22 protein-coding genes and 1 tRNA gene are annotated in these 23,082 nt (G+C 55.0%); 18 read left to right on the plus strand and 5 right to left on the minus strand.

Translation table 11 applies throughout. The annotated features are described in order from the left end of the window. The 5 genes from HF327_RS13315 to HF327_RS22420 all read right to left on the minus strand — a co-directional run. Window positions 1–3,380, minus strand: a 3,380-nt coding sequence (locus HF327_RS13315) for a pilus assembly protein (RefSeq protein ID WP_198460632.1), incomplete at its 3' end; no start/stop codon positions are given. A 7-nt stretch (window positions 3,381–3,387) separates the two neighbouring features. Beyond that, entirely contained in the window at window positions 3,388–4,014 is a 627-nt protein-coding gene (locus HF327_RS13320) for a pilus assembly PilX family protein (RefSeq protein ID WP_198460633.1), read from the minus strand. A 2-nt stretch (window positions 4,015–4,016) separates the two neighbouring features. Further along, window positions 4,017–5,039, minus strand: a complete 1,023-nt coding sequence (locus tag HF327_RS13325; protein WP_198460634.1) for a PilW family protein — start codon at window positions 5,037–5,039, stop codon at window positions 4,017–4,019. Window positions 5,040–5,044: 5 nt separating this feature from the next. After that, complete coding sequence (pilV, locus tag HF327_RS13330) at window positions 5,045–5,707, minus strand: type IV pilus modification protein PilV (protein ID WP_198460635.1); 663 nt, start codon at window positions 5,705–5,707, stop codon at window positions 5,045–5,047. Window positions 5,708–5,812: 105 nt separating this feature from the next. After that, a complete protein-coding gene (locus HF327_RS22420) occupies window positions 5,813–6,067 on the minus strand; it encodes a hypothetical protein (protein ID WP_407927042.1) in 255 nt (84 codons plus the stop codon). 245 nt (window positions 6,068–6,312) lie between these two features. Between HF327_RS22420 and rpsO the strand changes: the two genes are divergently transcribed. The 18 genes from rpsO to nuoL all read left to right on the plus strand — a co-directional run bounded on the left by rpsO (window position 6,313) and on the right by nuoL (window position 23,072). Next, window positions 6,313–6,579 (plus strand): 30S ribosomal protein S15, encoded by a 267-nt coding sequence (gene rpsO / locus HF327_RS13335; RefSeq protein WP_099738165.1) that lies wholly within the window; start codon window positions 6,313–6,315, stop codon window positions 6,577–6,579. A gap of 216 nt (window positions 6,580–6,795) precedes the next feature. Next, a complete protein-coding gene (gene pnp / locus HF327_RS13340) occupies window positions 6,796–9,030 on the plus strand; it encodes a polyribonucleotide nucleotidyltransferase (protein ID WP_198460636.1) in 2,235 nt (744 codons plus the stop codon). A gap of 130 nt (window positions 9,031–9,160) precedes the next feature. Continuing rightward, window positions 9,161–10,168, plus strand: a complete 1,008-nt coding sequence (locus tag HF327_RS13345) for an NAD(P)H-quinone oxidoreductase (protein ID WP_236024189.1) — start codon at window positions 9,161–9,163, stop codon at window positions 10,166–10,168. Next, a complete protein-coding gene (tpiA, locus tag HF327_RS13350) occupies window positions 10,165–10,911 on the plus strand; it encodes a triose-phosphate isomerase (RefSeq protein WP_198460637.1) in 747 nt (248 codons plus the stop codon). The genes HF327_RS13345 and tpiA overlap by 4 nt, the downstream gene beginning before the upstream one ends. Window positions 10,912–10,977: 66 nt before the next feature. Further along, on the plus strand, window positions 10,978–11,367 hold the full coding sequence (secG, locus tag HF327_RS13355; RefSeq protein ID WP_198460638.1) for a preprotein translocase subunit SecG: 390 nt from the start codon (window positions 10,978–10,980) through the stop codon (window positions 11,365–11,367). 119 nt (window positions 11,368–11,486) lie between these two features. Next, a tRNA-Leu gene (locus HF327_RS13360) sits at window positions 11,487–11,571 on the plus strand. A 76-nt stretch (window positions 11,572–11,647) separates the two neighbouring features. Beyond that, window positions 11,648–12,007: an NADH-quinone oxidoreductase subunit A gene (locus tag HF327_RS13365; protein WP_099738160.1), complete on the plus strand. Its 360-nt coding sequence runs from the start codon at window positions 11,648–11,650 to the stop codon at window positions 12,005–12,007. 22 nt (window positions 12,008–12,029) lie between these two features. Continuing rightward, window positions 12,030–12,509, plus strand: a complete 480-nt coding sequence (locus HF327_RS13370; protein ID WP_003057832.1) for a NuoB/complex I 20 kDa subunit family protein — start codon at window positions 12,030–12,032, stop codon at window positions 12,507–12,509. A 9-nt stretch (window positions 12,510–12,518) separates the two neighbouring features. Further along, entirely contained in the window at window positions 12,519–13,130 is a 612-nt protein-coding gene (locus HF327_RS13375; protein ID WP_198460639.1) for an NADH-quinone oxidoreductase subunit C, read from the plus strand. A gap of 31 nt (window positions 13,131–13,161) precedes the next feature. Further along, window positions 13,162–14,415, plus strand: coding sequence for an NADH-quinone oxidoreductase subunit D (locus HF327_RS13380; protein WP_099738158.1), 1,254 nt, complete (start codon window positions 13,162–13,164; stop codon window positions 14,413–14,415). Continuing rightward, a complete protein-coding gene (nuoE, locus tag HF327_RS13385) occupies window positions 14,412–14,900 on the plus strand; it encodes an NADH-quinone oxidoreductase subunit NuoE (RefSeq protein WP_198460640.1) in 489 nt (162 codons plus the stop codon). The genes HF327_RS13380 and nuoE overlap by 4 nt, the downstream gene beginning before the upstream one ends. After that, the gene (gene nuoF, locus HF327_RS13390) at window positions 14,900–16,249 is read left to right on the plus strand and encodes an NADH-quinone oxidoreductase subunit NuoF (protein ID WP_198460641.1); all 1,350 of its coding nucleotides are present in this window, start codon (window positions 14,900–14,902) and stop codon (window positions 16,247–16,249) included. Before nuoE ends, nuoF begins: the two co-directional genes overlap by 1 nt. Window positions 16,250–16,273: 24 nt before the next feature. Then, window positions 16,274–18,391, plus strand: coding sequence for an NADH-quinone oxidoreductase subunit NuoG (gene nuoG / locus HF327_RS13395; RefSeq protein WP_198460642.1), 2,118 nt, complete (start codon window positions 16,274–16,276; stop codon window positions 18,389–18,391). Next, window positions 18,388–19,464 (plus strand): NADH-quinone oxidoreductase subunit NuoH, encoded by a 1,077-nt coding sequence (gene nuoH, locus HF327_RS13400; protein WP_099738154.1) that lies wholly within the window; start codon window positions 18,388–18,390, stop codon window positions 19,462–19,464. The genes nuoG and nuoH overlap by 4 nt, the downstream gene beginning before the upstream one ends. 11 nt (window positions 19,465–19,475) lie before the next feature. Then, the gene (nuoI, locus tag HF327_RS13405; RefSeq protein WP_099738153.1) at window positions 19,476–19,988 is read left to right on the plus strand and encodes an NADH-quinone oxidoreductase subunit NuoI; all 513 of its coding nucleotides are present in this window, start codon (window positions 19,476–19,478) and stop codon (window positions 19,986–19,988) included. A gap of 34 nt (window positions 19,989–20,022) precedes the next feature. Further along, window positions 20,023–20,697 (plus strand): NADH-quinone oxidoreductase subunit J, encoded by a 675-nt coding sequence (locus HF327_RS13410; RefSeq protein ID WP_198460643.1) that lies wholly within the window; start codon window positions 20,023–20,025, stop codon window positions 20,695–20,697. Then, entirely contained in the window at window positions 20,694–21,002 is a 309-nt protein-coding gene (gene nuoK / locus HF327_RS13415) for an NADH-quinone oxidoreductase subunit NuoK (protein ID WP_198460644.1), read from the plus strand. Before HF327_RS13410 ends, nuoK begins: the two co-directional genes overlap by 4 nt. Before the next feature lie 30 nt (window positions 21,003–21,032). Then, on the plus strand, window positions 21,033–23,072 hold the full coding sequence (gene nuoL, locus HF327_RS13420; RefSeq protein WP_198460645.1) for an NADH-quinone oxidoreductase subunit L: 2,040 nt from the start codon (window positions 21,033–21,035) through the stop codon (window positions 23,070–23,072). Window positions 23,073–23,082: the final 10 nt, after the last annotated feature.

Raw genomic sequence — 23,082 nt, forward strand, 5'->3', positions numbered from 1 at the left:
AATAGAAAAATAGCTGAATCTCCAGACGTGCTGAATGGGCCGTTGGTAGATTCAGGACTGTAATTGTTGATGCCGCTACCCACGACAGCAAACCATCGATAAGTTGCAGGTGATGCAGTGCCACTGGTCTTGAATTTCAGTATCTGAGGCTGACCAATTACTTGTCCGAGGTCCGCATCGTCGGCGCGTGTGAATTCCCACATGACATTCGATGCTGTAAAGCTGCCGGGGGATGTAACGTCTAGGGCAAACACGCCCGACCCGCCGCCTCCTGTGCCGCCCACGAGTACTGTCTTCCAGTCAGCGGCCACATCATTGTTGGCAACTTGCGCTTCGCTGATAGCGAGAGGTGCATCAACGTAGTTCTGATGGTTGTTGACATAGCTTGGGCTTGTCAGAGCAGCCAGTTTGGGGCCAAGCCAGCTTGGAATATATCCGAATAGCTCATTTCCATTATTGGCATTGAACGCATGAAGCATGCCATCGTTGGCACCAGCAAAAACACTCGGCGTGCGTGCGTTATATGCAGTGCGAAATGCTGCATAACCTACACCGCTGTATGCGGCTGAGGGAGCGCCTGAATACACCACATTGGAGTTGACAATATCACCCAGCAAAGTACTTCTGACTCGAAATGGATTGCCTTCAAGTGAGCGATCTCCTCTGATGAAATTCAAACGCTCCTGCCCGCGGCCATCCCCAGTGGAGGTGGTTGTGAGTTTTCCTAAGTCAGTTCGCAACTGCGCGCTGATCGTATCCCAGGTGAAGTTGTTCGCTGTGGGGTTGGTATTTCCGCCACCTGCTCCAACCACAATATTGCGATTAGTCGCCGGTGAAGTCATTGCTCCCAATTGATTTGATGCACTCCACAAGGGGCTAGAAATTGATACTTGATTATTGGTGTCCACGGTCACAGGCTCTGCAACCACATCTCCGCTCCAGTTGCTAGTGTCAAATTTGGCGGAATAGGTGATGGCTCCATTGGCACTTGAAACCACGCTGGAAGGTGTGGCGACTCCTGCAATGCTTCGTGCAGACGTTGAAGCGCGGCTGAAAATTTCGTCAAATGCATTTAATACCGCGCGAGCATTACTTTGTAGGTAATAGCTGGAGGCTTCGCCAGGGGTTGCAGATTTTTGCCAAACATTATTATCATTGGTAGCATCCTGCTTCTTAAATGGATTTCCCCAGGTATTGTAGGGGCGTGAACCTTGATTGGAAGGATCGCTTTCAAAGCCTCCGTACTTTGCAGCCATGAAAAACTGGTTGGCATTTCGACGAGTAGTTTCATTGTTCATCGTGCCATTTTCATTGACGTCAAAAACATGGGTTTTAACGCGCAATCCCGGTCGTTTTTTAGTTCCGACATTCTGTGTCCAATCATTGCCGCGAATATCATGGGTGTGGGCCCAATATGCGTAGCCCATGATTTGGCTCGTCTGAGACGATGACGGAACACTATTGTTGGTGCCGTTGGGGTTTCCACTCGTTCTTGCCGCCCCTTGGCCGTCTACATAGTTGGTCGCACTATTCTTTTCGAAGTTTTGAACAAGGCTGTGCCATGTTCTAAAGTTAGGAACGTTGCTGGCTTTATTGTCTGTCGTCGGAATATTCCGCCAATTTCCATCATGGGTGTTGACATCGCCGATTACGACAATATTACTTTTAAGGCAGGAATAATCAGAGGAATCACTTCGAGTTCCTCCATATGGATCTTCATCCCAAGTGGTATAAACAGGGAAGCCATCACGCATGGTGTCATCAATGTTGTTAATTGCATCGGCAGTGGGGCCGAGCCCTTGTAAATACCTTAAGCTTTGATAATAAAGCTCACCCACAGGGTCATATTTTTTGTATTTGCCTGGTGTGGGGCCTGTACGCCCAAATTTATTGAGATAGTTGATCACGCCGCTGGTTTGCATGGCGTGATTTTCGGGGTTTTCAATAAATACGCCGGTATTGGAGTTCCATTCTGCTTTGCTGTTGCCGCCAGCAGGGGTGTTGTCTTGCCCATTTTCATTGTATGTCTTGTTGCCTACATACTTCATTGGGGCACGCAAAACACCACCATAGCGACCTGTATTGTTGTTGTCATAACTAGCAGTTTGATCCATCAAATAACCAAATGCAGACAGCCGTAATTGATCGCTATACTTCTGAATAACACCGGTTGGCTTGTAATTTCCATTTGGGTATTGTTGGCACAGTTTGTAATCTCTGGAGTCTTGGAGTGAGCCATTGCTCGAATTACAGACTTGCACTCTCGAATAGAAAAAACCATCGCTGTTTAAAGCGGTGGTGGCAGTCGGCGTCCAAGAACCGGTGTATGGGCGCACGTAGCAGCTTTTAGATGCCCCAGATAATGGGTCGCCCAAGTTCGTGTAAGAGCACAGGGCCCCGTTAAAAGCTGGGCCTTTGTTCCAGTAATTTCTACCATTTGTCCTTGTGCCAAACCAAACTTCCTGTACACCCGTAAAGCTGCATTGGCTTGTGGAGCCATCTGCAGCACAGAGGATGGCATCGGAGGGAAGAGTCGCGGATGAGTTCTCTCTAGGTCCTAATTGTGAGCCTGCAGAGCTGAGTGTGTAGGAGCTGGTGTTTGTGCAGCTGCCGCCTGATGCCGTACCGAAGTAAATACGATTAAGCGTATTGGCAACAAAAATGTTGTTGCTGCCAGCAGCTGTTCTCATGGCCGTGGGGACAGCGCCCAAGAAATCTCCGCCGTTTCGTGATAGTTGCTTTGACGGAAAATTTCCACTATTCCACATGCAAACAGGATCGCCGTTTGGGAGAGCTGCTCGCTGCAAAATTGTCAGGTTGGGCGTGTCTATATATCTGTCTCCGCCAGATAATGCCAAGCGAAGCATGTCAATGGCAGAGCTGGTAGACCAATTTAAAAAATTTCCACTGAAGGCGTTGGTGCATTGTCGAGATGTCGCAGGCCCCGATCTGTCAAATCGTTTGTAATCAGTTAGCGTTTTTGGTGAAACTACAGTTTCTGTGGGGGAATCGTTATAGGTGTAACAGCTTTCTGCATCATAATATCCCAGATATTCATCTGTGTTGCTGTATGTGTTCACTGCATCACTGGAGTTGCGTGGAACATATTGTGCTCCTACTGTAGGATATTCAACAGATAATGCGAGCGCCATTGTTGGTTTGTCCACAGTAACTGCTGCGTACAAAGGCTCAGTGGCTAAATTAATGGCAGGGATGCTGGGTGGAGTTCCTGTGCCATAAGCAACTAAAGATGTGATCGCTGCGATGGGTAATATTCCCCACGCTAGCCAGGAGCGAGGAGAGCTCGGGAGTAAGGGCTTCCAGTTTTTTTCTTCAGCGGGTTGCTGGTGACCAGTATTTGAGGATTTGCGTAACTGCATATTAATCTCAATTGCGGTACAGCATTTGCACCACGGTTTGTGTTTCTGGGTTAGGGCCAAAACCCATGGCTGTTACGCGATAAATATATTTAATATCGGTGGGTTTGGTGGTTCGTGAATTTTCCGGATCGGGTATGGCCTCTATAACGTATCGAGGTGGTTTTGATGGTTGAATTCCAGCACCACCGGCAGGAAAGGTGCGGCCCGTAAAAGTGCCGAATGCAATGGTGTTCGCATTATTTCCGCTGTTGGTGAAATCCACAGCGAGCCATGCAGGTTTTCCGGTTTCATTCAATGAGCATAAGCCCGTTGAGGGGGAGCTTGCTCCGCAACCGGTGATGAATTTAGAAATATCGGTTTGGCCTAATTTGAATATGGAATTTCTTTTGTTGGTTGCTCCGGCGGGAAGTCCCTCAATGTCGAACTCAGCGTCAACAAGAGCAGCCTCGCTAGCTTGCCAAGCAATTTGATAATCTCGATCATTTCGTGAACTCTTTTCGGCCATCATCGATATTTGAACGCCGCTAACACCCAGGATTGAAACTATTACTAATATTAGCAATACGACAATCAGGGAAACACCACGTTGGTAATTATTTTTCTTTAGATGGATCTGATTGAATAGTAAAGACATGCTCAGAGGTCCTCTTGATAATTTCGCAAGTGGATCGTAAAGGTAACAACTTGACGAAGTCGACCATCTGCCGTGGGGGTGAATGTGGTGCCGGGATCGGCACTGCTGGCAAATGCGCTGCCTTCGGCTCCTGTTGATGAGGCTTTGCTGGATCCCAGAGGGTAGAACGTCTGGCTGCTTCTGTCGAGTGCGCTGCCAGTTGCTCCTCGCAGAACCAATCCCACACGTATGCTTCTAACTCTTTGCCAATTGGCATTAGTGGCGGAATCATTTCCCGTCACCGTTAATTGGTCCGCGCGCAGATAGCGTTCCGGCACAGAATCAGCTGTGTTTGTAGGTATTGGAACGACTGTATTTGCTGGGCCGATGCCATCAACTCCATAGAGAAATTGTAGATTCTCAACGCCTTGAATAATTGGTTGCGAGTCATAAGGTGCCATTCCCGTACTTGATCTAGAGCACATTAAAGATGGCTCGCCGTTGGCACTTGCTCCGATATGAAGAATACTGACAATGCGATCATCGCGCGCACTAGGAATTACGGAAGGACTTATGCCCATGCAGTCAATAATCGTGCCATCAGAAGCTGTAGAGTTAACCGTTGATGCGCTGGCTTGATAACGTAGAACCAAAATATCGCTACCATAACCGACTGAACCTGAAGAGCGCGTTGTGCCTTGATCCCATGTGTTGGTGGTGGTTCGGGATGCATTGTTTAATCCGAATACATTAGGTGCGGGAGTGTCCGAAATTCCATCGGTACTAACCGCCCTTTTTGTGGCTGCATATTGAAGGCTTTTGTAGCCTGTTTGAACCCCAATGCGCTGAAGCATGTCTTGAATAAAGCGGCCGTTATCGCGTAATTGAGCGGCGGCATCGACATTGTTAAATCCTTGTCTTGCAAGCACCAGTGCACCCGCTGCGGCCATGGTGATTAATAAGGCTAAAACCATTGCGACCATGAGCTCGACCAAGGTCAATCCAGATTGCAGCCTTCGGATGTGCGGAGAATTTTTAAAAGGCATTTTCTTTACGGTGTGCTTCCACTGGTGCTGTTTCCGCTTGTAACCGGGAACGTTAATCCGGGGCGCGAAGTGCTGTCTGTTGTTTGTTCAAACGCATTGGCGCCCGTGAGTGTTTTGTTGGTGCTCACTTGCGTCCAACCGATCTTGATGTAAATGATCTCGTCAGCGCCCGCTGCTGAACATGTCCACTGTGCGAGGCCGTCACTGGTGAAGGGTGATCCATCCAGGCAGACGGAAACACGTGCACCTGGGAGCGTTGTGTCAACTCTCGCTAGCCAGTCCGACATTTGTGCAGATGCGACTTGTGCTGTGGATGTGCAGCCGGTACTGGCATTGCTAACATTCAAGCAATATGAAGGGCTGCTCAGGGTCAGATTACTGGCGCTGAAGGTGCCTAAATAAGGATTTTCTGCGGAGGTGGTTTTGGCTGCTATCTGCAGATTGCCGCGCATCATCTCGGCCAGCTCTCTTGCAAGCGAGGTTGCTTGACTTTGAAGGCGCGCCTCTCGATTGGCTTGCAAAGCAAAAGCCTGCATTCCTACCATTCCAAGAAGTCCGAACGAAAAAACGACAATGGCCACCAAGACTTCAATCAAGGTGAAACCTTTGGGATGGCGGCGCTTGAGGCGCGTGTGGCGTCGTTGAGGCTCAGGTCTGGTAAGTAGCATGTAAGTATGCTAATCAGACCCCTTGATGAAAGGTGTACCGTTGATCGCTGGAAAACCCGCCGTCTGGCTGGAATTTCTAGCCATCACCCCCATAGTTTCAAATAGTTAGCGTCTTGTGTATCCCGCACAAGCTCCCGCATTGGGCCTGCCTTGGCACTCGCGGTATAACCTGCGATCGCGTTCAGCGGTTGTTTCTTGTGATCCACTACGGATGTTCTCAATTTTGACGCGGCTGCTTTGACGCTTTTCAGTTTTGGACTTGCTCGACGCGTGCGAATAGGGCGCTTGCAGCGCAAGCCCCACCGTCAGCAAGAAAGCAGTGGCTGCGGCAAGAGAGAGCTTTGAATGTGGCAGTTGCATGACATCTTCCTCTCGGGTTTAAAGCGCTTGCATTGTGCGACTTGTGTAGCGCACGATTTGTCAGGGGTTGGCTTGATCTCGCTGTTCCAGATGCCGCAGTGTGGGTAGGTGCTTGAGATGGGTAAAAGGCTATTGATATAATCGATTGGTTTTGCATGGTGCAGAACGCACGCTGAGGCCTTTCCAGCCCTGGCGCAAGTAACCAAGGTGCTCCTTGCTGAGTGCCAAATCCTAAGGAAAACAAAATGATCGCTGCCTCTATCAAGGCCGAAGTTGTCAAGGCTAACGCTCGTTCCGAAAACGACACTGGTAGCCCCGAAGTGCAAGTGGCTCTGCTGACCGCTCGCATCAACGAACTGACTCCTCACTTCAAGGCAAACGCCAAGGACCACCACGGTCGTCGCGGTCTGCTGCGCATGGTGAGCCGTCGTCGTAAGCTGCTGGACTACCTGAAGTCCAAGGACGCTGAGCGTTACACAGCTCTGATCGCCAAGCTGGGCCTGCGTAAGTAAGCACGGTAAATGATCGAAACGCCTGAGTTAGATTCCTAGCTCAGGCGTTTTTTACTTCGGAGTTCGCAAAACAGAGCGAAGCTGTGTCATTCCAGTACTGCATTAAATGCTGCATTATTGATAGCGCCTAGCGCAGTGCTGGAATGGCATCGTGTTCTGTTTGCACTCCAAATTTAAGCGGGATGTATGCATCCAGCTATACATAAAGGAGTCACTATGACCATGTTCAATAAAGTCACCAAGACTTTCCAGTGGGGCCAGCACACGGTCACCATGGAAACCGGCGAAATCGCCCGTCAAGCTTCCGGCGCCGTGCTGGTCAACATCGACGACACCGTAGTTCTGGCCACTGTCGTGGGTTCCAAGATTGCCAAGTCGGGTCAGGACTTTTTCCCTCTGACCGTTGACTACATTGAGAAGACATACGCTGCCGGCAAGATCCCCGGCAGCTTCTTCAAGCGCGAAGCCAAGCCTTCGGAGCTGGAGACTCTGACCTCGCGTCTGATCGACCGTCCTATTCGCCCTCTGTTCCCCGAAGGCTTCTACAACGACGTGCACGTGGTCATCCACACCATTTCGTTGAACCCTGAAGTCGATGCTGACATTGCCGCCATGATTGCCGTGTCCGCCGCGCTGTCGGTGTCGGGCCTGCCTTTCAATGGCCCCATCGGTGCCGCCCGCGTGGGTTACATCAACGGCGAATACGTGCTGAACCCCGGTCAGACCCAGCGCAAGGATTCGCAGATGGATCTGGTTGTTGCTGGTACGGAATCTGCCGTGTTGATGGTCGAATCCGAAGCCCTGCAGTTGCCTGAAGAAGTGATGCTGGGCGCCGTGGTCTATGGCCACGAGCAAAGCCAGATCGCCATCAACGCCATTCACGACTTGGTGCGTGAAGGTGGCAAGCCCGCTTGGGACTGGACTGCGCCTGCCAAGGACGAAGCCCTGATCGCCAAGGTGGCTGAGCTGGGTGAAGCCAAGCTGCGCGCTGCTTACCAAGAACGCAACAAGCAAGTGCGTACGCACGCTTGCCGTCTGGCTTATGCCGACGTCAAGGCTGGCCTGACCGAGCAAGGCGTGGCGTTTGACGGCGTCAAGGTCGAAAGCATGCTGTTCGACATCGAAGCCGGCATCGTGCGTTCGCAGATCCTGGCTGGTGAGCCCCGCATCGACGGCCGCGACACCCGCACCGTGCGTCCTATCGAAATTCGCAACTCCGTGCTGCCCCGCACCCACGGCTCGGCCCTGTTCACCCGTGGTGAAACTCAGGCTCTGGTGATTTCCACTCTGGGCACCGAGCGTGATGCACAGCGCATTGATGCGCTGGCTGGCGAATTCGAAGACACCTTCCTGTTCCACTACAACATGCCTCCCTTTGCCACTGGCGAAGTGGGTCGCATGGGTTCGACCAAGCGCCGCGAAATCGGCCACGGCCGTCTGGCCAAGCGTGCTCTGGCCGCTTGCCTGCCTTCCAAGGAAGAGTTCCCCTACACCATTCGCGTGGTGTCGGAAATCACCGAGTCCAACGGCTCTTCGTCCATGGCTTCGGTCTGCGGCGGCTGCCTGTCCATGATGGACGCTGGCGTTCCCATGAAGGCACATGTGGCAGGTATTGCCATGGGTCTGATCAAGGAAGACAACAAGTTTGCCGTGCTGACCGACATCCTGGGCGACGAAGATCACCTGGGTGACATGGACTTCAAGGTGGCCGGTACCACCAACGGTATTACTGCGCTGCAGATGGACATCAAGATCCAGGGCATTACCAAGGAAATCATGCAAGTGGCACTGGCGCAAGCCAAGGAAGCGCGCATGCACATTCTGGGCAAGATGCAAGAAGCCATGGGCGAAGCCAAGACCGAAGTGTCGGACTTTGCTCCCAAGCTGTTCACCATGAAGATCAACCCCGAGAAGATCCGTGACGTGATTGGCAAGGGCGGCGCTACCATTCGTGCGCTGACTGAAGAAACCGGTACCCAGATCAACATCTCGGAAGACGGCACCATCACCATCGCTGCGACTGACGGTGCCAAGGCTGAAGCTGCCAAGCTGCGCATTGAGCAGATCACCGCTGAAGTCGAAATCGGCAAGATCTACGAAGGCCCGATCGTCAAGCTTCTGGAATTCGGTGCCCTGATCAACCTGCTGCCCGGCAAGGATGGCCTGCTGCACATCAGCCAGATCGCCCACGAGCGCGTGGAGAAGGTGACGGACTACCTGCAAGAAGGCCAAGTGGTCAAGGTTAAGGTTTTGGAAACCGATGACAAGGGCCGGGTCAAGCTGTCCATGAAGGCTCTGATTGAGCGTCCTGCTGGTATGCCCGAGCGTGAACCCCGCGAACAGCGCGAGTACCGCGACCGTGCTCCTCGTCAGAACCGCGATTCCCGCGACAACCGTGAGCCACGTGAAAATCGTGCTTTCGGCGACGACCAGCAGCAACAGCAGCAGTAATTGCTGAGCAGGAGTCCATCGCGAGATGGGCTCCTGTTTTGTTGATGGCGAATTAATCCTGATTTGATAGCTGTTGGCGCTTATCTAATAAGAGCTAGCGCTTGATTTCATTGAAAAGCAAAGCCTGAATATGGAAATGAACACAATGCGAGCGGTGGAAATCACCAGCTATGGCACGCCCGACGTGCTGCGCATGGGTGTGCGTCCCATGCCTGTGGTGGGCGAGGGTGAAGTACTGATTCGCGTTGCCGCGAGCGGTATCAATCGCCCCGATGTGCTGCAGCGCAAAGGTCATTACGCGCCGCCTCCGGGGGCTTCGGATCTTCCGGGGCTGGAGGTGGCAGGGGTGATCGTTGCGGGCGATGAGCCGGCCATGGCGAAAGCGGGCTTCAAGCTCGGCAATCGCGTCTGCGCGCTGGTGGCGGGTGGTGGTTATGCGCAGTTTTGCGTTGCACCACTGGCCCAATGCCTGCCAGTGCCGACAGGCCTCAGTGATGTACAGGCGGCAGCCTTGCCCGAGACCTTTTTTACGGTCTGGAGCAATGTGTTTGACCGGGGGGCTTTGCAGCCCGGTGAAACCTTGCTGGTGCAGGGCGGCAGCAGCGGTATTGGTGTCACGGCGATTCAACTGGCCAAGGCCAGAGGTGCGCAAGTGATTGTCACGGCTGGCAGCGATGCCAAATGTGATGACTGCCTCCAGCTCGGGGCGGATCACGCCATCAACTACAAGACGCAGGATTTTGCGGCTGAAGTGCAGCGCATTACGGCAGGTGAGGGTGTCAATGTCATTCTGGACATGGTTGCCGGCAGCTACGTAGCGCGTGAAGTGCAATGCCTGGCGCCTGACGGGCGACTGGTCATCATTGCGGTGCAAGGTGGCGTCAAGGCCGAGCTGGATGCAGGTCTGGTGCTGCGCAAGCGGCTGACTATTACTGGCTCAACGCTGCGTGCTCGGTCTGTGGCCTTTAAGGCGGCAATTGCCGAGGCGCTCAAGCGCAATGTCTGGCCCCTGCTGGAGTCCGGCAAGGTGCGCCCAGCCATTTATCGTGAATTCGATGCTGCTGACGCGGCGCAGGCTCATGCGCTGATGGAGTCCAGCCAGCACACCGGAAAAATCGTTTTGACTTGGGAAACATGAAGCAAAAACTCATTGTTGGCAACTGGAAGATGAACGGCAGCCTGGCTGCCAATGCTGCTTTGCTGCAGGCCATCAAGCAGGGCTTGCCCGCCGATAACAAGGCCGGTGCTGCCGTGGCTGCACCTGCGTTATATCTCGCTCAAGTTCAGGCGGAACTTGCGGGTTCTGCTATCGGAGTGGGAGCGCAGGATGTCTCTCAGCACGAGCAGGGCGCCTTTACCGGCGAGATTTCAGCCACCATGCTCAAAGAGTTCGGCGTGCGCTATGCGCTGGTCGGACACTCCGAGCGTCGCCAGTACCATGGCGAAACCGATGTCATCGTGGCTGCAAAGGCGCAAGCTGCTTTGTCCAAGGGAATCACTCCCATCGTTTGCGTGGGTGAAACTCTGGCTGAACGCGAAACCGGTCAGACCGAAACCGTGGTCAAGCGTCAGCTGGCAGCCGTGATTCATCAAGTGGGTCAATGCGTGAGCGAGCTGGTGGTGGCCTATGAGCCTGTCTGGGCGATTGGCACCGGCAAGACGGCATCGCCTGAGCAGGCTCAGCAAGTGCATGCCGTGCTGCGTGCGCAGCTGGCGGCGGCTAGCGACAAGGCGGCTCGGGTTCCCTTGCTCTACGGTGGCAGCATGAATGCGGCAAATGCCGAGCAATTGCTGGCACAAGCCGATATCGATGGTGGTTTGATCGGCGGAGCTGCGCTAAAGGCCCCTGATTTCCTCGCCATCATTGCGGCAGCGCAATAATTCGTTTCTTCGTTAGCGCCATACCGCCGGTGTGGCGTGCAATGATTCAGATAACTAGGTTTTGATATGAACGTCTTTTCCAGCGTCATTCTCGCGGTCCAGATGCTGGCCGCTCTGGGCATGATCGGCCTGATCCTTATGCAGCACGGCAAGGGGGCCGATATGGGGGCTTCCTTTGGTAGCGGCTCATCGGGTAGCCTGTTTGGTGCATCCGGCAGTGCCAACTTCCTGTCACGCTCCACAGCGGCTCTGGCCACCGTGTTTTTCGTGGCGACTCTGGCTCTGGCCTATATGAGCAACATCCGCCCCGCTAGCTCCGGCAGCGTGCTGGAAGGCGCTCCTGTGACCGCTCCCGCCCCCGCTTCGTCGGCTCCTGCAACTGGTGCTGATGTGTCTGTGCCCTCAGCAACGCCTGCAGCCGGTGCTGAAGGCGCAGCGCAGATTCCTACGAAATAAATTAATAAAAGCTTGAAGAACTCCGGAATGCGGGGTTTTTCAAGCTAGAATCTAGGGATTGTCTGGGGATCAGAATCTTTGCAACGAAGGTTCCTGTGGTTGCCAGACTTTGAGACGATGCCGTCGTGGTGGAATTGGTAGACACGCTATCTTGAGGGGGTAGTGGCGAAAGCTGTGCGAGTTCGAGTCTCGCCGACGGCACCAACACATAACTAAAAACCTGCCCTGCTGATCAGGCAGTGATCGGTGAGGCATGTTTTAAAAAAACAAGGCCCACTCGATGAATATCGATCAGTACCTTCCCGTTCTCCTGTTTATTCTCATTGGTATTGCCGTGGGCGTCGTGCCCTTGGTGCTCGGCTACGTGCTGGGTCCGAATCGTCCGGATGATGCCAAGAACTCCCCTTACGAATGCGGTTTCGAAGCGTTTGAAGACGCCCGAATGAAATTTGATGTGCGCTACTACTTGGTCGCCATCTTGTTCATTTTGTTCGACCTGGAAATTGCATTTCTGCTGCCCTGGGCTGTCGCACTCAAAGATGTTGGCGGCGTGGGTTTTGTTGCTGTTCTGATCTTCTTGGCCATTCTGGTCGTGGGCTTTGCTTACGAGTGGAAAAAAGGCGCCCTGGATTGGGAATGAGTAGCTTCACTGAGGAAACACGATGATCGAAGGCGTGATGAAGGAAGGCTTCGTCACCACCAGTTATGACACGGTGGTGAACTGGGCCAAGACGGGGTCGATCTGGCCCATGACATTTGGCCTTGCCTGTTGTGCGGTGGAGATGATGCATGCAGCTGCTGCGCGCTATGACATTGGTCGCTTCGGCTCCGAAGTCTTCCGTGCCAGCCCCCGCCACTCGGACCTGATGATTGTTGCCGGTACGCTGTGCAACAAGATGGCCCCAGCGATGCGCAAGGTATATGACCAGATGTCCGAGCCTCGTTGGGTCATCTCCATGGGCTCTTGTGCCAATGGTGGTGGTTACTATCACTACAGCTATTCGGTGGTGCGCGGTTGCGATCGCATCGTACCGGTGGATGTCTATGTACCTGGTTGCCCCCCGACAGCGGAAGCGCTGATCTACGGCATCATCCAGCTGCAGCAGAAGATCCGTCGTACTCATACCATCGCTCGCGTTTAAAGGGCTGAGATGACTGCAATTGCAATTCACCCCGAGAAGCTTCGGGACGTGGTTACTGCGGCTTTGGGTGACAAGGTTCGCTCCATTACTCTGGCTTATGGCGAAGTGACGGTGGAAGTTTCCGCTGACAAATATCTGGAAGTGATGCAGATCCTGCGCAATGCGCCTGACTGCCAATTCGAGATGTTGATGGATTTGTGTGGTGTGGACTATTCCACGTATGCGGAAGTCGGCAAGGACGGTCCGCGTTTTGCCGTGGTGTCCCACCTGATGTCTCTGACGTTGAACCAGCGTCTGCGTGTGCGCGTGTTCTGCGCCGACGATGACTTCCCTGTTGTCGCATCGATCAACGACATCTGGAATGCGGCCAACTGGTTCGAGCGCGAAGCGTTTGACTTGTTCGGTATCGTGTTCGAAGGTCACGAAGATCTGCGTCGTATCCTGACCGACTATGGTTTCATCGGACACCCATTTCGCAAGGACTTTCCTGTGTCCGGCTATGTGGAAATGCGCTACGACGCCGAGCAGAAACGTGTGGTGTACCAGCCTGTCACGATCGAGCCGCGCGAAATCACTCCGCGCATCATTCGTGAAGAAAACTATGGCGGAGGCCTGCACTAAAGGGCGCGCCAGCGCCTTTTGACGGAAGACCATGGCTGAAATCAAGAACTACTCCCTGAACTTTGGTCCGCAGCACCCGGCAGCGCACGGTGTGCTGCGTCTGGTGCTGGAGCTCGACGGTGAGGTGGTGCAGCGCGCCGACCCTCATATCGGCCTGCTCCACCGTGCGACCGAAAAGCTGGCCGAAAGCAAGACGTATATCCAGTCGCTGCCCTATATGGACCGCCTGGATTACTGCTCGATGATGAGCAACGAGCATGCTTACTGCCTGGCCATTGAAAAGCTGATGGGCATTGAAGTGCCTATCCGTGCCCAGTACATCCGCGTGATGTTCTCGGAAATCACCCGCATCATGAATCACCTGATGTGGCTGGGGTCCTCGGGTAACGATGCTGGCAGCTCCACCATTCTGATCTACAGCTTCCGTGAACGCGAAGCGCTGATGGACATGTATGAAGCCGTTTCGGGTGCACGTATGCACGCGGCTTACTTCCGTCCTGGTGGCGTGTACCGCGATCTGCCGGACAGCATGCCTCAGTACAAGGCCAGCAAGGTGCGCAATGTGCGCTCCATGGAAGCCATGAACGAAGACCGCAAGGGCTCGCTGCTGGACTTCATCGATGCCTTTACCCAGCGCTTCCCCAAGTGCGCCGACGAATACGAAACCCTGCTGACCGATAACCGTATCTGGAAGCAGCGTAACGTTGGTATCGGCGTGTTGACCGCGGAGCGTGCTATCAATCTGGGTCTGACTGGCCCCATGTTGCGCGCCTCCGGCCTGCCTTGGGATATGCGCAAGACGCAGCCCTACGAGGTCTATGACAAGATGGACTTCGATGTGCCCGTGGGTGCAACAGGCGATTGCTATGACCGTTATCTGGTTCGCATGGCTGAAATGCGCGAATCGAACAAGATCATCAAGCAATGCGTGGACTGGCTGCGTGTCAATCCCGGCCCCGTGATTACGGACAACCACAAGGTTGCACCCGCAAGCCGCGAAGCCATGAAGTCCAATATGGAAGAGCTGATTCACCATTTCAAGCTCTTTACCGAAGGCTTCAAGGTTCCCGAGGGCGAGGCCTATGCCTCTGTCGAGCATCCCAAGGGTGAGTTCGGCATTTACTTGATCAGCGATGGCGCTAACAAGCCTTATCGCCTGAAGATTCGTCCACCAGGATTTGCGCACATGGCTGCTCTCGATGAAATGAGCCGTGGCCACATGCTGGCTGACGCCGTGATGGTGCTCAGTACCCTGGACATCGTGTTTGGAGACGTTGACCGATGATTACCGAAGCGACCAAAGAACGCTTTGCGCGTGAGGTGGCCAAGTACCCGGCTGAACAGAAGCAGTCGGCTGTCATGGCCTGTCTGAGCATCGTGCAGCAGGAGCAGGGCTGGGTCAGTGCGGAAAGTGAAGCCGTCATTGCCGATTATCTCGGCATGCCCGCTATTGCTGTGCACGAAGTTACTACGTTCTACAACATGTACAACCAGCACCCCGTTGGCAAGTACAAGTTGAACGTGTGTACCAACCTGCCATGCCAGTTGCGTGATGGCTACAAGGCCTTGCACCACCTGGAAAGCAAGCTGGGCATCAAGATGGGTGAGACCACTGCTGACGGCATGTTCACACTGCAGCAGTCCGAGTGCCAAGGCGCTTGCGCTGACTCTCCCGTGTTGCTGGTCAATGACCGCCACATGTGCAGTTTCATGACCAATGACAAGCTCGATGAGCTGGTTGACGGCCTGCGTGCCGCGGAGGGCAAGTAATGAGCTCCGCAGCACAAAACGTTCTGGCCAAGTTTGCCTCGACTGGTGAAGAAACCTGCTTTCATAACCGTCACATCAACCCGCAAATCTGCGCTGATCTGAATGGCAAGAATTGGTCCATCAAGGACTATGAAAGCCGTGGTGGTTACCAGGCTCTGCGCAAGCTGCTGGGTAAAGATGGCGGCGAAGGTCTGACGCAAGATCAGGTCATTGCTACCGTCAAGGAATCCGGTTTGCGCGGCCGTGGCGGCGCTGGCTTCCCTACGGGTTTGAAGTGGAGCTTCATGCCTCGCCAGTTCCCCGGTCAGAAGCACCTGGTGTGCAACTCCGACGAGGGTGAGCCGGGTACCTGCAAGGATCGCGAGATCCTCATGCATAACCCCCATATCGTGATCGAAGGCATGATCATTGCGGCCTACGCAATGGGTATCAGCATTGGTTACAACTACATCCACGGTGAAATCTTCGAAGTCTATGAGCGCTTCGAAGCCGCACTGGAAGAAGCCCGCGCTGCTGGCTTCTTGGGTGACAACATCATGGGCAGCAACTTCAGCTTCGAGCTGCACGCTCACCATGGTTTTGGCGCTTATATCTGCGGTGAAGAAACCGCGTTGCTGGAGTCGCTGGAAGGCAAGAAGGGTCAACCCCGCTTCAAGCCACCATTCCCCGCCAGCTTTGGTCTGTACGGCAAACCTACGACCATCAACAACACCGAAACCTTTGCGGCAGTCCCATGGATTATTCGCAATGGTGGCCAGGCGTATCTGGAATGTGGCAAGCCCAATAACGGCGGCACGAAGATCTATTCGGTCAGCGGTGACGTGAACCTGCCCGGCAACTACGAAGTGCCCATGGGCACGCCTTTCAGCAAGTTGCTGGAGCTGGCTGGCGGTGTGCGCACCGGCCGCAAGCTCAAGGCCGTGATCCCTGGTGGTTCCTCGTCGCCTGTGCTGCCTGCAGACATCATGATGCAGTGCACGATGGACTATGACTCCATCTCCAAGGCCGGCTCCATGCTGGGTTCGGGCGCCGTGATCGTGATGGATGACTCGCGCGATATGGTTGAAAGCCTGCTGCGCCTGTCGTACTTCTATTCCCACGAGTCCTGCGGCCAATGCACGCCTTGCCGTGAAGGCACAGGCTGGCTGTGGCGCGTGGTGAACCGTATTCAGCACGGCGAAGGCCGTCCGGAAGATATCGAGCTGTTGGACTCGGTATCCGTAAACATCATGGGACGCACAATCTGTGCGTTGGGCGATGCGGCAGCCATGCCGGTGCGCGCCATGATCAAGCACTTCCGCCACGAGTTTGAAGCGAAGATCCAGAACGCTTCCAAGCAGGCCGCATAAGCGGACTGATCGCGAGACAAGCATATGGTTGAAATTGAACTGGACGGAAAAAAGGTAGAGGTTCTGGAAGGCAGCATGGTCATGCATGCAGCCGAAAAGGCCGGCACCTATATTCCTCACTTCTGCTACCACAAGAAGCTCTCCATTGCGGCTAACTGCCGCATGTGCCTTGTGGATGTTGAAAAGGCTCCCAAGCCCATGCCTGCCTGCGCCACGCCAGTGACGCAAGGCATGATCGTGCGCACCAAGAGCGAAAAGGCCATCAAGGCCCAACAGTCGGTGATGGAGTTCTTGCTCATCAATCACCCACTGGATTGCCCCATCTGCGACCAGGGCGGCGAATGCCAGCTCCAGGACTTGGCAGTGGGCTACGGCAGCAGCTCTTCTCGTTACGAAGAAGAAAAGCGTGTTGTGCCCGTGAAGGATGTGGGGCCGCTGATTTCCATGCAGGAAATGAGCCGCTGCATTCACTGCACCCGTTGCGTGCGCTTTGGCCAGGAAGTGGCCGGCATCATGGAGCTGGGCATGGTCAACCGCGGCGAGCACGCTGAAATCACCACAGTCGTGGGCGATACAGTGGACTCCGAGCTGTCGGGCAACATGATCGACATCTGCCCCGTGGGCGCGTTGACCAGCAAGCCTTTCCGCTACAGCGCCCGTACTTGGGAGCTGTCGCGACGCAAGTCGGTGGCCCCGCACGACTCCACGGGTTCCAACCTGATTGTTCAGGTCAAGAACCACAAGGTCATGCGCGTTGTACCCTTCGAAAACGAAGAGATCAACGAATGCTGGATTGCCGACCGTGACCGCTTCTCCTACGAAGCACTGAACAGCGATGAACGTCTCACCAAGCCCATGCTCAAGCAGGGCGGCGTGTGGAAGGAAGTTGACTGGCAGACCGCTCTGGAATACGTGGCTAACGGCCTGCAGCAGATCAAGAACGACCATGGCGCTAGCGCCATTGGTGCTCTGGTCAGCCCCCACAGCACTGTGGAAGAGCTGTACCTGGCTGGCAAGCTGGTGCGCGGTGTGGGCAGCGAGAACATCGACTACCGCCTGCGCAATGCTGAGTTCACCGCCGCCCAAGGCGTGCAGTGGCTGGGTATGCCTATTGCCACTCTGAGCAATCTGCAGTCGGCTCTGGTCGTAGGCTCGAACCTGCGCAAGGATCACCCACTGTTTGCTCAGCGCATTCGTCAGGCGGCCAAGAAGGGCTGCAAGGTCTTCTCCATCAACGATCGCGTGTACGACTGGGCTCTGCCTGTTGCCGCTTCGGTGGTCGCTGCAGGTGACTGGACTCAGGCGCTGGCTGATGTGGCTGCCGCTGTGGCTGAAGCCAAGGGTGTGACTGCACCTGTGGCAGGTCAGGCTCATGACGAAGCCAAGGCCATTGCTGCAGCGCTGCTGGCGGGCGAGCAAAAGGCTGTGCTGCTGGGTAATGCCGCAGCTCACCACGCTCAAGCTACCACGCTGCTGGCTCTGGCTAACTGGATTGCTGAGCAAACCGGTGCGACTGTGGGTTACCTGACTGAAGCGGCCAACACCGTTGGCGCTCAATGGGTCAAGGCTGTACCGGCTGCTGGTGGCATGAACGCTGCTCAGATGATTTCTGGCAATGTCAAGGCTGCCATCTTGCTGAACGTCGAACCCGAGTTCGATAGCGCTGCTGGCAAGGCTGCCGTTGCGGGTCTGAACAAGGCCCAGATGGTTGTGACACTGAGCCCGTTCAAGGCGAACATGGAATTCAGCGATGTACTGCTGCCCATTGCTCCGTTCACCGAAACATCGGGCAGCTTTGTGAACGCCGAAGGTCGTCTGCAAAGCTTCCACGCTGTGGTCAAGCCTCTGGCTGAAACCCGTCCCGCATGGAAGGTGCTGCGCGTTCTGTCCAACTTGATGGGCGTGAAGAGCGTGGACTACGAAACGTCGCAAGACGTGCTGGCCGCTGCTACTGCTGGTGCCACGCAAGTGCCTGCCAGCGTGCTGAGCAATGCCGCTAAGGCAGTGAGCGCAGTGTCGGCTGGCAATGTGGCGGCTCCCGTGGTCGCAAGCATTTACCAGCTCGACAGCATTGTGCGCCGCGCTACGTCGCTGCAATTGACGGCAGACGCCCGTCAAGTTCGTGAGGGAGGCGCCGCATGATCGACGCATTGAAAGCTTGGGGCCTCGGATTGTCCGCAGCCCCCTTCTGGACCGACATGGCCTGGCCTGTCATCTGGATTCTGCTGGGCATCGTAGCTATCGTGGCTCCGCTGATGGGCGCTGTGGCTTATCTCACACTGTGGGAGCGCAAGCTGCTGGGCTTCATGCAGATTCGTTTTGGCCCTAATCGCGTGGGTCCATTTGGTCTGCTGCAGCCTCTGGCTGACGGCTTGAAGCTGCTGACCAAGGAGCTGATTCAGCCTACGGCAGCTGCCAAGGGCCTGTTCTATGTGGGCCCTGTCATGGCCATCATGCCGGCTCTGGCTGCATGGGTTGTGATCCCTTTCGCTCCCGAAGTGGCTCTGGCTAACGTGAATGCGGGTCTGCTGCTGATGATGGCCATTACTTCGATCGAAGTCTATGGCGTGATCATTGCGGGCTGGGCTTCGAACTCCAAGTACGCCTTCCTGGGCGCGCTGCGTGCTTCGGCTCAAATGGTGAGCTACGAAATCGCGTTGGGCTTCTGTTTCCTGGTGGTCATCATGGTCACCGGCAGCATGAACCTGACAGATATCGTGATGAGCCAGGGCAAGGGGCAGTTCGCATCCATGGGTGTGAGCGTTCTGTCGTGGAACTGGTTGCCTTTGCTGCCAATCTTCGTGGTCTACCTGATCTCGGTGGTTGCTGAAACCAACCGTCACCCGTTTGACGTGGTGGAAGGTGAAGCGGAAATTGTGGCCGGTCACATGGTCGAGTACTCGGGTATGGGCTTCGCAGTCTTCTTCCTGGCTGAATACGCCAGCATGTGGCTGGTTTCCATTTTGGCCGTCATCATGTTTCTGGGTGGCTGGTTGCCTCCGGTTGACTTCCTGGGATTCATCCCCGGTTGGATCTGGCTGGCTATCAAGACCTTCCTCGTGGTGTCGTGCTTCATCTGGATTCGCGCTACCTTCCCTCGCTTCCGTTATGACCAGATCATGCGTCTGGGCTGGAAGATCTTTATTCCCGTCACCCTCGTGTGGCTGGTGGTCGTGGGTGCTTGGCTGTACTCGCCTTGGAACATCTGGAAATAAGCGGAGTACGTATGTCTGCTGCAGTCGCTGCAACTCCTTTCTCCTTTAAGGATTTCCTCAAGAGCTTCATGCTCTGGGAACTGGTCAAGGGCATGGCCCTTACTGGCCGCTACACCTTCCGTCGCAAGATTACGGTGCAGTTCCCTGAGGAAAAAACCCCTCAGTCGCCACGCTTTCGTGGTCTGCACGCTCTGCGCCGTTATGACAACGGTGAAGAGCGCTGCATTGCCTGCAAGCTTTGCGAAGCCGTGTGCCCTGCCATGGCTATCACTATCGAGTCCGATGTGCGTGACGACGGCTCACGCCGCACCACGCGTTACGACATCGATTTGACCAAGTGCATCTTCTGTGGCTTCTGCGAAGAAAGCTGCCCGGTGGATTCCATCGTCGAGACGCACATCTTCGAATACCACGGCGAAAAGCGCGGTGACCTCTACTTCACCAAGGACATGCTCCTGGCAGTGGGTGACCGTTATGAAGCCGAGATTGCTGCCAACAAGGCAGCAGACGCCAAGTACCGCTGAAGCGGCTCCTTGATCACTTGAAGAGATTCGATTCATGGACGCCAAAACTGGTTTTTTCTATCTGTTCTCGGCAGTGCTGCTTTTTGCAGCCTTCCGGGTCGTCACGGCTCGCAACCCTGTGCATGCCGTGCTCAATCTGATTCTGGCTTTCTCGCAAGCAGCTGCTATCTGGCTGCTGTTGAAGGCTGAATTCCTTGGCATCGCTCTGGTGCTGGTCTATCTGGGCGCCGTGATGGTGCTGTTCCTGTTCGTGGTGATGATGCTCGATATCCGTATCGACGACATACGCCGCGGCTTCTGGAAGCATTTCTGGTATGCGGCTCCATTTGGGGTGCTGATTGCCGTTGAAATGGGCATGGTGCTGATGGGTGGTTTCGGTGATGTGGAGGACGTGAAGGCTGCAGGTGCGACCATGGTCAACGCTGCGGGTCAGATCGTTCCTTACTCGAACACTCATGAGCTAGGCAAGCTGCTGTACACGGAGTACCTGTACCCCGTGGAAATCGCGGCGGTGATCTTGCTGGTGGCCATGATTGCCGCCATTGCTCTGACCCTGCGCAAGCGCAAGGACAGCAAGGCAATGAACCCAGCGGATCAAATTCGTGTGCGCGCTTCTGACCGTATCAAGCTGGTCAGGGTGGAGACAACCAAGCCTGCACAAAAACCTGACGCCGAAGCTGCGGCGCCTGCTGTGGAGACAAAAGCATGACGCTGACTTTGGGCCACTTCCTGACGCTGGGTGCAATGCTGTTTGCAATCGCGGTGGTTGGCATCTTCCTGAACCGCAAGAACCTGATCGTCTTGCTCATGGCCATCGAGCTGATGCTCCTGGCCGTGAACACGAACTTTGTCGCGTTTTCCAGCTATCTGGGCGACATGCACGGGCAGGTGTTCGTGTTTTTCATCCTGACCGTAGCCGCTGCTGAAGCGGCAATCGGTCTGGCGATCTTGGTGCTGTTGTTCCGTAACAAGAGCAGCATCAACGCGGAAGACCTCAACACCCTCAAGGGTTGAGTTCGCCGTTACTTGCAAGGTTCTCTAGAAATGAGTCAAACCCTTTCTGCATCCCTGCTGCTTGCGGTGCCTCTGGCACCGCTGGTCGGCTCCCTACTCGCGGGTATTTGGGGCACGGCTTTCGGCGGCAACAAGATTGGTCGCACCGGCAGCAGCTCCCTGACGATTCTGGGCGTGCTCGCCGCCTTCATTCTGTCGGCACTCACGTTCAAGGCCGTCGTTTTTGACGGCGCCACGTTCAACGAGTCCATCTATACGTGGATGGTTGTCGGCGGCCTGAAGATGGAAATCGGTTTCCTGATCGATTCCATCACCGCCATGATGATGTGCGTGGTGACCTTTGTGTCGCTGATGGTGCACATCTACACCATGGGCTACATGGAAGAAGACGAAGGCTACAACCGCTTCTTCTCCTATATCTCTCTGTTCACCTTCTCCATGTTGATGCTTGTCATGAGCAACAACCTGCTGCAGCTATTCTTCGGCTGGGAAGCCGTGGGTCTGGTGTCCTACCTGCTGATCGGTTTTTACTACAAGAAGTCCACAGCCATTTTCGCCAACATGAAGGCCTTCTTGGTCAACCGTGTGGGTGACTTTGGCTTCATCTTGGGTATTGGTCTGATCGCTGCCTACACCGGTACGCTGAACTACTCTGAAATCTTTGCCAAGCTGCCCGAGATTCAGAACACTCAGCTGCCCGGTACAGGCTGGATGCTGGTGACCGTGACGGCCATCTGTCTGTTTGTGGGCGCAATGGGCAAGTCGGCCCAGTTCCCTCTGCATGCATGGCTGCCAGACTCCATGGAAGGCCCCACACCTATCTCCGCGCTGATTCACGCGGCGACCATGGTGACGGCGGGTATCTTCATGGTGTCCCGCATGTCTCCTCTGTTTGAGCTGTCGGATACGGCCCTGAACTTCATCCTCGTGATCGGTTCGATCACGGCGCTGTTCATGGGTATCCTGGGCATCATCCAGAACGACATCAAGCGCGTGATTGCGTACTCCACGCTGTCTCAGCTGGGTTACATGACCATAGCCCTGGGCGTGTCGGCTTACTCTGTGTCCGTGTTCCACCTGATGACGCACGCCTTCTTCAAGGCTTTGCTGTTCCTCGGAGCGGGTTCCGTCATCATGGGTATGCACCACAACCAGGACATCCGCTGGATGGGTGGCGTGCGCAAGTACATGCCTATCACCTGGATCACCTTCCTGCTGGGTAACCTCGCGTTGATCGGCACACCGTTCTTCTCGGGCTTCTACTCTAAGGACGCCATCATTGAAGCGGTTCACGCTTCTACCCTGCCTGCTGCTGGCTTTGCCAACTTCGCCGTGCTGGCTGGTGTGTTCATTACGGCCTTCTACTCGTTCCGCCTGTATTTCATCGTGTTCCACGGTAAAGAGCGCTACGACCAGAACCCCGATGCGCACCATGATGACCATCACGCACATGACGACCACCACGGCCATGGCCACGATGCCAAGCCGCATGAGTCGCCTCTGGTCGTGACCGGTCCTCTGATGCTGCTGGCCATCCCTTCGGTGGTGATCGGTGCGATTGCACTGATGCCCATGCTGTTTGGCGACTTCTTCAAGGGCGTGATCTACGTCGAGGGCTCCAAGCACGGCGCCATGGCTGAACTGGCCGAAAAGATTCACGGCTGGGTGCCTATGGCCCTGCACGGTTTCACGGCTGCACCGTTCTGGCTGGCTCTGGCTGGTGTGGTGGTGTCCTATGTGTTCTACATGGTCAAGCCTGAGATCCCCACCGCCATCATGGCTGCTTCCAAGAAGGTTGGTCTGTACCAGGTTCTGGAAGGCAAGTACGGCGTGGACTGGGTGTATGAAAACATCTTTGCCCGTGGTGCCCGTGCCTTCGGTAGCTTCTTCTGGAAGGTTGGCGACCAGGCCATCATTGATGGCGCGATGGTGAACGGCTCCTGGAAGCTCATGGCCAAGTTTGGTCAGTGGATGCGTGGTCTGCAAACAGGCTATGTCTATCACTACGCGTTGGTCATGCTGCTGGGTATCGTTGCCCTCATGACGTACTTCGTGTGGCTCAACAAGTAGTAGAGGAAGA

The organism is Comamonas suwonensis (assembly GCF_012844455.2).
GTDB classification, from domain to species: domain Bacteria; phylum Pseudomonadota; class Gammaproteobacteria; order Burkholderiales; family Burkholderiaceae_C; genus Comamonas; species Comamonas suwonensis.